The organism is Algibacter mikhailovii (assembly GCF_014651495.1).
Classification (GTDB): Bacteria; Bacteroidota; Bacteroidia; order Flavobacteriales; family Flavobacteriaceae; genus Algibacter_E; species Algibacter_E mikhailovii.
In genome coordinates this window covers 1-14,941 of the sequence record NZ_BMWZ01000002.1, presented here as the reverse complement: position 1 = coordinate 14,941, position 14,941 = coordinate 1, and the positions used below count along the sequence as shown (strand labels likewise).

Genomic DNA, 14,941 nt, shown 5'->3' with positions numbered 1-14,941 from the left:
AAACAATGACAAGTACAGCACAATTTGAAACCCAAACCAAAGCACTTATAGATGACCTAAAAAGCGTGTGTGCCAACTACGGGTTAGGGAATGACGGAAACGAATTTAAAATAATCACCCAAGTATTTCTATATAAATTCTTAAACGATAAATATGTTTACGAATTGAAACAGTTAGAACCCGATTTGGCAAATGCTGAAAATTTTGATGACGCGCTTAAAACCTTTTCTGATGATGATTTAGAAATGCTAACCATGCAAATAAGCGAAAACACAGCGCGTATTGCACCTAAAAACTTATTGTCGCGTTTATTTGAGCGACAAAACAAGGATCAATTTGCAGATATTTTTGATGAAACCTTAGTGAGCGTTGCCAAAGATAATATCGATATTTTCTCGGTACTCACGCAAGGCGGAGAAAAAGTAGTATTGTTTGAAAATCTAAGTAAGTATGTAACCGATAAAAAAGATGACTTTTGCAAAGCCTTAGTTAATAAATTAGTTGGTTTTAGTTTTGAACATATTTTCACGCAGAAATTCGATTTTTTCGCGACTATTTTCGAGTATTTAATAAAAGATTATAATACCAATTCTGGCGGAAAATACGCCGAGTATTTTACACCACACGCTGTTGCTAAAATTATGGCAGCCTGTTTAGTAACTGGAGACAATGTAAACAACGTAACCTGTTATGACCCAAGTGCAGGATCTGGGACCTTATTAATGAACCTGGCACATGCCATAGGCGAAGATAAGTGTACGATCTACTCACAGGATATTTCTCAAAAATCGTCGGCCTTATTACGATTAAATCTTGTTTTAAACAATCTGGTGCATTCTATACCAAATATTATCCAAGGCAATACCATTTTAAGTCCATATCACAAACAAGAGAATGGGCAATTAGAACAGTTTGATTATATAGTATCCAATCCACCATTTAAGTTAGATTTTAGCGATTACAGTGAAGATTTAGATAGTAAAGCCAATAAGGAACGTTTTTTTGCAGGCATACCAAAAGTGCCGTCAAAAAAGAAAGAATCCATGGCTATTTACCTGCTGTTTATACAGCATATAATGCACAGTTTAACCCCAAAAGGTAAAGCTGCTATTGTAGTACCCACAGGTTTTATAACCGCACAATCTGGTATTGATAAAAAAATTAGACAAAAACTAGTAGAAAGTAAAATGCTAGCAGGTGTAGTATCTATGCCCTCTAATATTTTTGCTACTACAGGAACCAACGTGAGTATTCTATTTTTAGACAAAACCAATACCAAAGATGTGGTGTTGGTAGATGCCTCTAATTTAGGAACCAAGGTAAAAGAAGGTAAAAACCAAAAGACAGTTTTAATTCCTGAAGAAGAACAAGAAATTATAAATGTGTTTAATGCCAAAGAAGCCAAAGACGATTTATCTGTTGTGGTGAGTTACGACGATATAAAAGCAAAAAACTATAGCCTTAGTGCAGGACAATATTTTGAAGTTAAAATTGAATATGTTGATATTACGTCAGAAGAATTTATTGGTAAAATGAAGGGGTTTGAAAGTAATTTGGGAAGCTTATTTGCCGAATCTAAAGCTTTAGAAAATGAGGTTCAAGAAAATTTGAAGAGTTTGAAATATGACTGAATATAAGCTAAAAGACTTACTTGAAATAAAGAATGGTAGAGATTACAAACATTTGTCAGAAGGCGAAATACCTGTTTATGGTAGTGGAGGATTAATGAGATATGTAGATGAATCACTTTACCAAGGGGAAAGTATTTTGTTACCTAGAAAAGGGACTCTAAGTAACATTCAATATGTTAATGAATCTTTTTGGACAGTTGATACTATATATTATTCTATAATTGATAAGAGTAAAGCAGAGGCTTATTATTTATATCGTTATTTAACTTTATTAGATTTAAATCATCTAAATTCTGGAACAGGAGTGCCAAGTATGACATTTGGCGCATATTATGATATTCCTATAAAGTTACCTGATCTTTCAACCCAAAAAAAAATAGCCAAAGTTCTTTCTGATTTAGACGCCAAAATAGAAGTGAACAACAAAATAAACCAAGAGTTAGAAGCGATGGCAAAAACGCTTTACGATTATTGGTTTGTACAGTTCGATTTTCCAGATGCTAATGGTAAACCTTATAAATCGTCTGGTGGTAAAATGGTTTATAATGACGAGTTGAAACGTGAGATTCCTGAGGGGTGGGAGGTTAAATTTTTAACTGAAGAAATGGATTTGCAGTATGGTTTTCCATTTAGTACTAAATTATTTAATACTGTAGAAAAAGGAGTTCCTGTAATCAGAATAAGAGATATTTTAAATTGTACGATTTCAAACTATTCAACGCAAGAAGTTGATGATAAGTATAAGTTAAATAAAGGAGATATTGTAGTAGGGATGGATGGTAATTTTCATATTAATTACTGGAATAAAGAAGATTGTTATTTAAACCAAAGGAGCCTAAGAATTAGGTCAAATGAAGATTCTATTTCTGAAATACAAGCAAGATATTCAATTGAACCATACATAAAAGCAAGAGAAAAAAATGTATCAAGAACTACTGTCGCTCATTTAAGTGCTAAAGATGTAAATGATTTAAAAGTTTTAAAAGCCGCAAATAAAATTCAGTTAAAAGCAAATGATTTTTTCAAATCTAATTTGGATAAAATAGTTGCAAATAGGGAACAAAACCAAAAACTCTCAGAACTTAGAGATTGGTTATTACCTATGTTAATGAATGGGCAGGTTACTGTTACGTCATTGCGAGGTACGAAGCAATCTCATGAAGTAAATACTAAAAGTGAGTTGGGTATGGTAGGGGAGGATAAAGAGATTTATAAAAGTTAAAAATGGAAAAAGTAGATGTAGTTAAAATATGCGAAAAGGTTTTAAAACGATTATCTCTAATGGATTATGAGAGAAAAGGTGGTACTGCCACTGAACAGCTTATTTTTCCGAATAAATTTCCATCAAAAGAAAAGATAGAAAAACTTTCTGAAAAGGAACTTCTTAAATACATAAGAAGATCGGAACAAGAACTTCGTCAGATATTTATCGATGTATTTAAAGAATATCATAGTGAAGGTAATAATAAATTATACTATTCTATTGAAACGCCTACAGCACAAAAACATAAGTTTGGTAAAAGTTATGACGACTTAATAAAACACATAGGCCTTAATTCAATATCAGCACTGATTGATATGTGCGTTTTCCAAAGGGATGAAGCGAGTAAGTATGAACGCATTTTAAACATAGAGTTTAAACATGGAAATGCACCTATTAAAGACATTGCAAAAGATGTTCTAAAATTAATGCGTGAAAAAGAAAATGGGGCATTTATTTTTTTATTAGATAATACTAATAAGGGTTCACTTAATAATATTGGAGAAACGAGGGATGGAGTTTTAGATAAACTTTCTAAATCATTTGAGGATTTTAGAGGGTTAGATAATATTTGGAATGAAAATGAAAGTAAGAACAAGCATATCCAAATAATCATACTATCGTTGGAACAGAAAACAAATGCTGTAAGTCCTACTTTAATATCTAAAACCTTTTTCATAGAGAACTTAAACGATTTAGATACGTTCTTTTCAATTAATGATAATCGTTCTGGTAATATGGCTACGGTTTGTGAAAATAGTGGGTGGTTATTATATGTGTTGAAGGATAACCAGGTAACAGTATCTTCATTGCGAGGCGAGAAGCAATCTCATGAGGCAAATAGTAATGCTACTTTGGGTATGGTTGGGGAAAAGGTTAAAAATATAAAAATTTCGTAAAATTCATAGATTCACTTGAGGTCTTTAAGGTTATAGTTAGTATTGCATTATTTTATATTCCGTTGTGAAAAGATCTTCGAGACCTTCTTTCCAAAATACAGCTGTCCATTCAGGGTAATAGTATTCAACAAATAAGGTGTCTCCTTTGAGGTAATATTTGGCAAATGGTTTTCCTGGTTTTGGTAGGTTTTTGATGCCGAAATCATCGAAAATTCCAATATCATAAATACAATCTATATTTATATCCCAAATTAATTCAAATTATTTAGAATCTTTAAATTCTATAGGAAAGACAACATCGCAACTTTTATTGATGTCAAACCACACCTCATATTCACTAATTTTCAGAAAATATGAATTATTCGTCCATCTTTCAGGGAAATTATCAGGTTTTCCTATTTACTTATTAAAATATGCGTAGGCTAGAATTGAAACTAAAACGCAAAAACACATTAGCAATAAGAAGGATACCCTATTTCTTTTATTAAAAAATTGATATTGAGTCATTCTAAGTATTTTGTGTAAGTCATTAGTAATCATGATCGTTTTATTGATAGGGGCATTTTTGAGGGTCTGACATTTTTTAGTCATCACTTTCGTCTCCTCCGCAAATTCCGAAACTCCAACCAAAGCTATGCGTTGATAAGCCACTGTTATTATAATTTTTGTAATAAGACTCTTGGCTATCCAAATTATTCTCATATTTTATTTCTAAAGCTTCTATTACATCGATAGAAAGTATGAAGTTTTCAAACAAGGACTTTATTTCTGCAATAACTTCTCTAGAAATATAAAAATGTTATAAATTCCAGATAGACCAACTTAAATAAGTAGAATCTTTTTTGAGAATATGTTCAACTGTATATCCTTTACGTTTTCCGAAGTTAAGTAAGGTGTTTAGGGTGCAGGATTTCATGGGATGAACATTCCGTTTCATCTTTGTGGCTAGCATATGGTGCTTCTTTAACTGAAGCTGCATCAAATAGCTGAGTACTTAAAAATTATTAAAGAGTATGCTGAGGCTAATCCAAATGAGATGATTGTACGTGCTCAAGGCTGGACTTTGGCTGGTTTTGGAGATTAACCCACCAACTGCAAAAGATCTTGATGAGATACTGCCTAATTAATATTGGTAGTATCTCTCTAAGTTTATATATCCTCTAGAACCCCTTTCTTGTGTTCGAGACGATAGGCTTCCTCTCTTTCCTTTTTCCTTTTTAAATCCCTTATTTTCTTTTGCTCAATGGAATCCTTTTCTTTCTTAATTTTTAATTCACGTTTATTTCGTTTAGAAATTAGTTTTTCATAACCTTCATAAAAAAAATAATCTAAATCAAAAGTATAAGATTCAATTATAGAACCCTCAATTGATTTTTTTAAATACGTACTTCCTGTTAAAAATATAAGTTTTTTACCATTTGAAAATTCATACGACGATTTTACATAATCTTCTTTAGATAGACCAATAATAGTAGTGCGGGATGTTTTGTTATACAACTTAGTTTTAATTTTTGTTAATTCTTCTGAAAGAATATTATCACGATTTTGATATTTTTGATAATCAATACTAGTAGAGTCATAAAGATGACTTAGCCATTTAGTGGTTGACATTTGCTCTTTAATATATTCTATTAGATCCTCCTTTTCATAGTATACTACGTTACTTTTAGTGTTTTTTAATTTTTCAGGAAAAAGTGTGGCTAGTTTATTTAATTTTTTATTCTCCAAATAATTCTTACTAGAATGGTATTTAGAGTAATCAAATTTAACGCCATCATATTTATCATAGTAGAGGTTAGCTAATTTTTTAAACTTTTCATTTATAAAATAGCTATGATATTTATGCTCTATATTAATTATTTTATCAATATCAATAAGACCTATATCGTTAATTGATACAGGTCTTCCCCGTCCCGCCAAAGGCCCTGACTCAATACGCTCTTTAGCCTCTCTAATTCTTTTTTCTTGTATATCATAATACCTTTTTGTTAAGCTCTCTTTTGATTCTTCGTATTCCCTTTTATGTCTTAATTTAATACTAAATTTTGAAGGAGGGTTGACAATAAAATCAAAATTATCGTTTTGAATTTTAATATTATAATGGTAGGTAACTACCCTTAGCGAGTCGAAAAATTTATAATATTTTTCTTTTTTAAAAAATCTTGGGTTTTTCTTGCATTCCAACTCAGCAATAGAGTAAAATTCGTTATTTGTCATTTCTGGGAAAAATGAAAGAAAAAGAAAGTTTTTTCGTTGATTTTTAAGAATTATATTAATACTGTCTTTAGGTATTAATTTTACAGGTTGAGGTTTATAATTATTTGATGAATCCCACATGTAATCTTGTTTGCTTTCTCGCTTATAGTTTTTCCTACATGAAAAACAAAGGAAAAAAAAAGCGATGGCAGTTATCTTAATTATTGTATTAGTTGTGGTTTTATTTATTGAATTAGGAATCATTTGTAATCTCTGTTTAATAAGTGGTTAAAGTGAAAATATGAGAATCCGAACAAGTTTTTTTGCCAACAAATAGGTATTGTTAAAACTTAATTTGTGATATTCATTGAAAACGAGCAATTAACAATTTATAAATAATATATATAAAGGCCATCAATTTTACATTGAATGCTAATTTAATATAAACCTGGCTCTTAATCTTTAGCATATATAAAGTCATATAGGTTATTCATGAAATTTACTCTAATTTTTTATCTGGTCTAGTCTTATCTTCTATACACATACCTGTAAATTGTATTACAGTGAACAACATAGACCCTGTGATGAGAGCATGGTATGATACAAGGAATAAGGTTCGCAACTGCTAATATTGCATGTGATTTTAGCAAAATGATTATATTTTAAAGGTTAAGAAATACTTTGTACTCTCTTTGGATTCATTGCTATAGAAGGTCATACCATACTTTCCCGCGTTTTGCATGAGCTTAAGCAGTTCAGTCTTATGTTTGAATAGCTTAGTATTATAAAAAAAAATACCATACTTACCTCTGTAGGCAGGCAATTTGTGAGACTTGTGGTCTGGAGTCAACAATATAACTTCTGTAATATCTAAATCATCAAAGGTTAACATGCCTGGTATCCCTTTATGAGCGACTCTTACGTGAAATTCATCGACATCAATTAAGAGTACGAACTCACATTCTATTTTCTCGTCGGTAATCATGTTATAGCTTTCTCCATAGGCAGTAGTAGTCTTAAAATACGAATTAATATATTGACCTGTCGAGTCTATTGATTGGAGCTTATTCCACTTTTTAAAAGGAGTCTGCTTATAGTTCTGATTCTTACTTTGACTAGTTGCACTTAACGTAAAGAATATAGCCAATATAGAAATAGTAATTTTCATGAATTTTTAGTTAATTTAATTTTAAATGGTTGCTTAATTATTTCGTTTTAAATTTTTTATTTCTAACACCGAAATAAAACCACCACTTCCACAAGCTTCCACTGTCATTTCTGTTTTATTCCCAGGTGTCAGAATGTGTGATAACTCTTTTCTTGCCGATTTGGACAAGCTATCTGTTGAGATATAACATTTATGTCTTACCCCATTTGTGTCTTGAAAATCAACTATGAGGGCTTCATTCGACTTCTTGATAATACTAAGGATATAACCTGTAAGCTTTTTATTTAATTTAAAACAGTCTAAAGTGATTTCCTTTTGTACTATTAAATGAGCTTCTTGGAATAGGGGAGCTTGTGGAACACCAAAAGAATATTCTTGTTCTGTTTTGCCTTTATGCCTTTTTAAATTTTTTAGTTCTAAAACATTGGGCAAATTATCATTGTCACATATCTCAATTTTTATTTCAATTTTATTACCAGGGATAAGAATATATGGCAGCCAACTCCTATCAAAATTTGAAGCTCTGGTTTTATCTATAATACATTTCCCTCTTATTCCTTCCAAATCCTGATAAACCATTTCATAAGCCCCATTGGTATTCTCATTATAGCTTATTACATATGCATTAAGAGTTTCTTTTGGTAAATAACAATCTTGGTTTACACTTTGAATTAAGGCGTTAGCTTCTTGAAAAGGAGGAGCAGGAGGAATGTCATTACTATTAAAATTGTTTTTTAGTTTACATGAAAACAATAATAAAATGAACAATATACATAAATGCTTCATCTTATTATGGATTTTGATTCATCATTGGAAAAAGGTTCGTATTGAGGTTGAGTTTTTATCATTTTCATATTATCCTAGTAAAATTAACGTATAAATGGTTGCTTTTATGCGACACTTGATGTCTTAGGGCAATTTTATTAGAACTATTATTAATTGGTGTTCCCTAATTATGGAAAGGTTGTTAAATAGCTCAATTACCAAAACTCTCTTTGGGTTTCAGCTATGCCAATAGATGCGCTCTGGGTAAAATTTAAAGGCTAAAAGTATCTCATAAAAAGGAATAAATAGGAATTTGAAATGGCGAAACTAGGATTAAATTATGATGATAGCTAATAGCATGGGATTAGCTAAAAATTAAATGGTTTTTGCCACAGTTCTTAGTTGTAGCACGTTAAGATATTTCAATTATACTTAATACGTTTTTAACAATTGTAGATATTGGTGATACTAAATCAACGAATGCCTTGGAAGCTTTTAAAATTCCCTTTGAACTTACTTCTATTAACCATTTGCTCGGTTTATCTTTATTTGCTTCCTCAACTAGTGTTTTTAGTTGTTCGGATACAGCTTCTTTTTCTTCCTGAGAATCAATCGATTCAATTAATTTCCCTACTTGTTTTATTAATTCTTGTAGATTAGTTTTTAGTTCTTCCGTTTCTAATTTACTAGCAATAGTAAAAGAACTCTTAATATTCTCCCCAACTGAAACGGGTCCAGTAAATGTTGCTCCTTCTCCAAGATTGATTGTTACATTATTAATCACAGTTTTTGAATTTAAATTAGATTTATTCTTCTTTATCAGATTTAGTCCATAGATTCTATTTTGATAGCTTGAAAATATTCCTTCCAATCTCATTTCAAAAAGTCCATTCTTCCAATCTTCAAGTATGATTTTTTCGAATACAAAATTCATTCCTGTATCTTCCGTTAATACAGACTCATTTAATATCCATAATTTTTGTTTAAAAAAATCTGCATCTAAAAATTGGACATCTTTATTATTGTCAAAAATGAATTTACAGTCGTTTTCGACGGAATCATAAATCAAAGAATCTCCTAAACCGTATTGTGAAATAGCAAGGGCAGCCATAGCAATTGACATGTCTAAATCAGCCAGTCCTTTATCTTTATTTGCTAATCCAGGTTTTTCAAAAAAATCTACTAAGTTTAATTGACCCAATGCATCAATCGTTAATAAAACTGGTTCAAGGGTAGGTCTGTTTTTTGAAATAATTTTATTCGAATATCCCATAAAAAATTCATGAGATTCTTTCGCTTCTTCTAACGCATTTTCAATCAAAACATTACCTAATGCTACGTCGAATAAAAGGTGAGTAAAGTCGAATAGCTTATCATAAAACAATTCAATATCATTATATTCAACCTCTTTTTTGAACTTATAAAGAGGAAATATCCTTAAGATTAATCTACCCTGAACGCCATAAGCTTGTTGTCGAGTTAAGTCTTGTAATCTTAATTTGATTCGTTTCATCTTTAACTAATGTGTCTTTTCTCTGTTAAAACGACTTTGTATACGGAAAGTTCCGTGTTTGTGTGCGAGGATTTTCCGAAGGAAAATCAGAAGCAAGCAAAAGAGCAGCAACCTTTAGTTAAGTCTAAAATAAGCAATGTTTTTTACACAGTGTTAGGGAACGTTAATTTTTTATAGTTTGCCATTGAATTTTTACTGCTGTTTCGTCCGCTCCATATCTAGGTCCCGATTTTACTTCTTTAATTTTTATTAAAACAGCCATTACATCATTTTTGAAAATACATATTTCGCCAACATACATTGCCACACTATGTGATTCGAAATCAAATTGATGTATCTCGTCAATGTCATCGAAAGACTCCGCATAATCAGCTTTGGCAACTTGAACTCCATGAATTGCATATGCATATATTCCATTAATTCCCTTTTGAGTCCATCTAGTAACAATCTGATTGTTTGAGTCTTTTGTTTCTCTTATAATGAAATTTCCACAATTCAATTTGTAATCGAACCTTGCGCCATTCGAGGGACCGTATCCTTCTTTAAAAACTATTGTTCCTTTTTCGTTCTTCTTAATTATGTCTTCATGCAGGTCTTTGTCGAAATCAAACAATGTAATTCTTGCGTCACGTAGAGCTTTCCATCCTTTACGCTTCACTTTACTGTTTGGGTCATAAGAACCAATTACAACTTGATTGATTTTTTCTTCAATTATTAACTCTGAGCAAGATTTTATTTTACCCTTACCTACATAGACACAAGGCTCAAGGGTTGTATATAATGTCGATTTTTTTACGTTGTGTCCATTTTCCTTGGCTTGTGTAATCGCCATTCTTTCTGCATGCACTTGGTCAGTTTTATGTCCCCGCCCAATAATCTCATCATTTTTCACGAGAATTGCTCCTATTTTCTGATGCTCAGAATGTGATTTTACCATTTCATCAATGGCTGCCAACATAAATTCTCGATTTTTCATTTTTACTGCAATGTTCCCTAACGGTTTTGTTTATGATTAGTGGCGTGTTTAAGCCACTAATTTAGCAAATACAAACACGAATAGAAAATCCGCGAAGATTTTACGTAAGCAAGCTCAAATTAGCCATTAATTATACACGTCTTAGGTATGTCTTTCGTTCTTAATCTGCTGTTTTTTATATTCTTGTTAAGTTTGCAATTCGTTTATTTTAGATATTTAGTAAAAGAGTCCCATGCTAAATCTTCTTCTTGAGGGTAAATAAACTTATTGCTAATGCCTTTAGATATTAAGAGATCCTTAATATATTCAGCTAAATTTTTATGAATATCAATACAAGTGATTTTATCTAAACGAAAACTATCTCCCATTTGCACATTATCTTTTCCTTTAAATATGTTTTCTAATGGTTTAGTGGGGCTATTGTTGTAGATAAACAAACCTTCTTGATTAATAATATTGAAATTTGTATTAGTATACATAGTAGGATTTCCATTATTTTCTGTATCTGAAATATACACTAAAGGTAAATCTTTTATTAGACTGTAGCTGTACTCATTATATTGTTTATCCAAATCTTTTGAATCGACATCAGGGTGTTTAGCTTTTAATTCTTCAAAATTATTTTTTCCTGATTGATAAATATCTATATAATTGGTAAGTTCACTCTGAGTTTTATTAAGAATGTATACGGAACAATAATTTCCTATTTGATCAGATTCTGGATGTTTCATTTTGTCAAACGCAAAAAATAACGAGTTGTCCAAACTATAAGTCCAATCAATTAGTGGTGAAGGTGATGCATAGTGCTGTAAAAAACTTAAAACCGCAATTTCATATGCCGTATTGTGTCCAAATGATTTTAACAAAGAATATTATTTTTTTCATTCTAATATTGTTCCATTTCGTTTTGGTAATCCTGCATTTCGTCGGTATAATCATCAATTATTTCGTCTCTTGTAATCATTTCATACCGATAGCCAAATATGATTGAGGCAGTTAACTTTTTTGATAGATTATTTTTTTGGGCTATAGTATCCACGACTTTAACAATATAGTTTGGGTCTTTGATTGTTTGTAAGGTCGAAGTGAATGTTTTTGCTAAATAATCTCTCAATACTGCATTTGCTTTTTCTTGAGGTACATTTTTTATGATTGATAGCAATCCGATTTTCATTGAATTTAATTTTAAAACCATATCTGCAATCTCATAATCTCTTTCGATTTCGGATTTTTCTTCTTTTTTTGAAGATTCTCGGGAAGATGAATCATTGCATGACAAAAACAAGGTTATTAGAACTAGTAATATTATTTTTTTCATAGTGCTATTTTTTCTTTTTGTATTTAATATACTCGTCGAGTTCAATCTTACCTAGATTTGGCTCATAAATCGTTCCAGTTTTTGTATCAAAAATAAAAGCCCAATCTTCTTGAAGGATGTATCTTCCAATCGAAGAATTATTATACATTATCAGTAGAAATAACATGCCAAATATAGCAAGCATTATCAATTTGTATTTTTGGTATTTTGTCATTCTTATTGGTGTTTGTCAAATTTTGCACAAGAATTGGATATAATCAATTCTATATATATAAATTATAAAACTAAGATAAGTAATTTGGGTTCAATAATGTTATTGGAACTAAAAAAGCATAAAATTAGAATATCACTACTAGTCTGATTTGTTGACATTAACATGCTATAGTATGAAAGGGGTTTTGAAAATGGACTGAAACAAGGATAAAGTCTAACATTTAATTCATTAAACCCTATGCTTGTAAATCATATTGTTTTTTTTTCATTTTGTTTATGTAGAATATAAAGCTACAATTTTCAGTTGAAAACCAAATTTTACTTACTTTACAAATAGAAAAATTTAAACTTATTATTTGTTTTTTGTTATTCCGAAATTTTGTTAGCAATAAAAAAACAAAGAGGATTCATTTATAAATTAAGATTTTCCGCAATTCTCGCGAAAATCTTAATCATATTTAAAAAAAAACTTCCACGATTCCTACACCAATGGCCTTCCTTAATTGCTAATAAATAATTATCATTAGATTTTTCTAATTGATCTTTTACTTGGGGTATTATAATAACATTTGTTTAGAACTTAAAATTAGTCAATATTCCAGTACATACTTGGATCTCCATCAAATACATCATCTATAAATTGATCACTTAAACCTTCGAAATCTTGTGCATGAGAGCCATTATAATCTTCGAAGGTTTCCCTCTCGAAGTCATCTAAATGTTCATCATTTTTGTAATTGCTATTTTGAATATAATTTTCTTTTAAATCAATATTTAGGTTGACTAATTTAGCGTCACTAATATTGGAATCGTAAATTAAGAAAGCCATTTCAAATTCAGGATCAATGTCATGTTGAACTGAAAATATAGTTGAATCATTAGTGGTACAAAACAGGGTATTTGTTTTTGATGATTTTAAAACAGTAATCTTTGAGAAGCCACATTGATCTTTAAATTTTTTTATTGGCATAAAAATGAAATTATCTGGAAGAGTTTGACTGTAATAATCAAGTAAAGACTTATTCCTATATATAAATTCATCAATATGCAAAAGTGCTTCTCCAAAATTAAACCCCATTATATTTGTTAAAATATGTTCCAATTTAGTATCATATTTATTAAGGTTTAGTGATTCTTCATGCGCCTTATAGAACTGTTTTGATTCTATCAGGTTTTTAATTATTGATAATTGACTTATTAATAATTCCATATAATTAAGATTTAAATGGTAATTCAGAATCTGTTTCATGAATGTCATTTATACCAAGTGGCAGGCCTAGTAAGCCTTCATGTATTTCTGTAATTGTGCATGAATTGGTATTATCCACTAATTTTACTGGTTCGGTATAAAAAACACATTGCCCCAATATTGATCGTTTCTCGTATTCAGCAATAGAATTTACTTTAAAAACGTTTTTAGCACATTCAGAACAAAATTTAATATTATCATCAGTCGTATTTGAAAGGGACATCCAATTTCTGTGACATTCAAATTCGTAAATCCTCTTGTTTAATACCTTATTTATTTTATCGATTGAAATAATACATGTGCCAAATTCTTTTTCAATAATCTTATTAGAAAGGGCTTCCAAATTAAACTTTACTGCGGAACTTAAATCATGGTATTCAGAGAAATTTAATAAATAACTATAATTATTATTTAATTCGACATATCTCTCTTGAACTATTAATTCTTTTAAAATAGTAAGATTTCGAGTGATTTTCAGATAAAACAAATTTGCTTTTGTCATGTTGAGAATAGATTTAATAAAATATATTATAATTATTTCAAACTATAAATAATCGGAAGTATCTTTAGGTATGCCTGTAATATATGTTAAATTTTAATCATATTTACCTCTAAAGTCAAATTTAAACAATCCATAAAATATAATTTCAATTGATTTTCAAGAATGTTAATTGGTGGTAGTACTCGTAGGAGCTTTTTTTGACATGAGGGTGAATTTCAGAAGGAATTGAATGGGATTTAGATTTTGGAGGGTTTTGGATTGTAGTTTTTATACTCAACATTATTCCCAATGTATAAAAATTTAGAAAAACATCTTGAAAGTATAAAGGCAAATAGTATTATTTCATAGAAATAAAAAAAGAAATAATTATTATCATTTTTCAGTTTGGAATATCAATTTAGCAATGTCTTTTGTTGGATTTTTGGTCTTAATTTTAGCTAAATGATGTTTTTTTTGAAAATAAAGTCGCTGGTGTTAATTGTATTTAAGCTGTTTTAATGTTGTTTAATTCGAACAAGTTATCGCAGAAACGCAAACATTTTCGGCAAAACATCGGAAAAATAAAACGTAAAAAAATCGTAACTTTATGTTCGTTAGGCTGTTGTGACTTAATACGGTGCGTAACATTGACTTATTCTCGAACCAAACGATTAAATTGTTTGAAGATTTGTGGTTAAATGGAAACGATTGATTATGATTGGTGTTCAAAACTGTAGCTCCCGAATAATAGGTTCAGCTTATCTGATTTGACCTCTCTTTTTCTCGTCTGGCGATGTCATTATGAAATCATTAGATTGTTTTATTCTGGGATATGTTTAATCATCTTAATATTTAAAATCTAATTGGTCTCCATTCTAATGCTTTTTCTCAGGATAAAAAAATTAAGACAACCTATGACTTATCGGTCTTTTAATTTAACACAACTAGTATTTCACTTAATTAGAATATATTACGCAGCTTGTTTAAGCATCCACTAATTTGAGGGGTGACCTAATTTAAAGTGTCGGATTCAAAATAGGAAAAGTCACCTATTTTTTATCATGCCTTTTTGAACCAATGTGAAAAATCAGAGATTTTTCCGGTGCTGACAGAAAGCAGAAAAGGCAATTTTACCTCCAAACTGCCATTGGATTATAGACCATGTTGTAGGTTTTTTTCTGTTTTTAAGTTAATCCAATCTTCAATACTTTTTGTTAAGTCACTTATTGGTATAGCTCCATTTTCTAAGATTTTTTCGTGAAACTCTTTGA

At 30.1% G+C, this 14,941-nt stretch carries 15 protein-coding genes; 3 read left to right on the top strand and 12 right to left on the bottom strand.

All coding sequences use genetic code 11. The features are described 5' to 3' along the window. Positions 1–5: 5 nt before the first annotated feature. From IE051_RS03470 to IE051_RS03460, 3 genes are read left to right on the top strand one after another with little or no spacing between them, the layout of a single operon-like run. The gene (locus IE051_RS03470; protein ID WP_189359392.1) at positions 6–1,631 is read left to right on the top strand and encodes an HsdM family class I SAM-dependent methyltransferase; all 1,626 of its coding nucleotides are present in this window, start codon (positions 6–8) and stop codon (positions 1,629–1,631) included. Continuing rightward, complete coding sequence (locus tag IE051_RS03465; RefSeq protein WP_189359391.1) at positions 1,624–2,853, top strand: restriction endonuclease subunit S; 1,230 nt, start codon at positions 1,624–1,626, stop codon at positions 2,851–2,853. Before IE051_RS03470 ends, IE051_RS03465 begins: the two co-directional genes overlap by 8 nt. Before the next feature lie 2 nt (positions 2,854–2,855). Further along, positions 2,856–3,791: a hypothetical protein gene (locus tag IE051_RS03460; RefSeq protein ID WP_189359390.1), complete on the top strand. Its 936-nt coding sequence runs from the start codon at positions 2,856–2,858 to the stop codon at positions 3,789–3,791. 583 nt (positions 3,792–4,374) lie between these two features. On the opposite strand, the gene IE051_RS03455 is transcribed toward IE051_RS03460, so the two are convergent. From IE051_RS03455 to IE051_RS03405, 12 genes are all read right to left on the bottom strand, one after another. After that, a complete protein-coding gene (locus IE051_RS03455) occupies positions 4,375–4,548 on the bottom strand; it encodes a hypothetical protein (RefSeq protein WP_189359389.1) in 174 nt (57 codons plus the stop codon). Between the two features lie 42 nt (positions 4,549–4,590). Beyond that, positions 4,591–4,707, bottom strand: a complete 117-nt coding sequence (locus tag IE051_RS18750) for an exodeoxyribonuclease X C-terminal domain-containing protein (protein WP_373294337.1) — start codon at positions 4,705–4,707, stop codon at positions 4,591–4,593. Positions 4,708–4,940: 233 nt separating this feature from the next. Next, positions 4,941–6,251 carry a hypothetical protein gene (locus IE051_RS03450; protein ID WP_189359388.1) on the bottom strand — a complete coding sequence of 437 codons (1,311 nt, stop codon included), beginning with the start codon at positions 6,249–6,251 and terminating at the stop codon, positions 4,941–4,943. A 391-nt stretch (positions 6,252–6,642) separates the two neighbouring features. Continuing rightward, positions 6,643–7,155, bottom strand: coding sequence for a hypothetical protein (locus tag IE051_RS03445; protein WP_189359387.1), 513 nt, complete (start codon positions 7,153–7,155; stop codon positions 6,643–6,645). A gap of 33 nt (positions 7,156–7,188) precedes the next feature. Continuing rightward, positions 7,189–7,941, bottom strand: coding sequence for a hypothetical protein (locus IE051_RS03440; protein ID WP_189359386.1), 753 nt, complete (start codon positions 7,939–7,941; stop codon positions 7,189–7,191). A gap of 391 nt (positions 7,942–8,332) precedes the next feature. Continuing rightward, a complete protein-coding gene (locus IE051_RS03435) occupies positions 8,333–9,433 on the bottom strand; it encodes a hypothetical protein (RefSeq protein ID WP_189359385.1) in 1,101 nt (366 codons plus the stop codon). Between the two features lie 163 nt (positions 9,434–9,596). Continuing rightward, a complete protein-coding gene (locus IE051_RS03430; protein ID WP_189359384.1) occupies positions 9,597–10,409 on the bottom strand; it encodes a deaminase in 813 nt (270 codons plus the stop codon). A 203-nt stretch (positions 10,410–10,612) separates the two neighbouring features. Further along, positions 10,613–11,275, bottom strand: coding sequence for an FRG domain-containing protein (locus tag IE051_RS03425; RefSeq protein WP_189359383.1), 663 nt, complete (start codon positions 11,273–11,275; stop codon positions 10,613–10,615). 20 nt (positions 11,276–11,295) lie between these two features. Beyond that, entirely contained in the window at positions 11,296–11,727 is a 432-nt protein-coding gene (locus tag IE051_RS03420) for a hypothetical protein (protein WP_189359382.1), read from the bottom strand. Between the two features lie 4 nt (positions 11,728–11,731). Further along, the gene (locus IE051_RS03415) at positions 11,732–11,941 is read right to left on the bottom strand and encodes a hypothetical protein (RefSeq protein WP_189359381.1); all 210 of its coding nucleotides are present in this window, start codon (positions 11,939–11,941) and stop codon (positions 11,732–11,734) included. Between the two features lie 585 nt (positions 11,942–12,526). Beyond that, positions 12,527–13,150: a hypothetical protein gene (locus IE051_RS18565; RefSeq protein WP_229796716.1), complete on the bottom strand. Its 624-nt coding sequence runs from the start codon at positions 13,148–13,150 to the stop codon at positions 12,527–12,529. 4 nt (positions 13,151–13,154) lie between these two features. Beyond that, complete coding sequence (locus tag IE051_RS03405) at positions 13,155–13,691, bottom strand: hypothetical protein (protein ID WP_189359380.1); 537 nt, start codon at positions 13,689–13,691, stop codon at positions 13,155–13,157. Positions 13,692–14,941 lie beyond the last annotated feature (1,250 nt).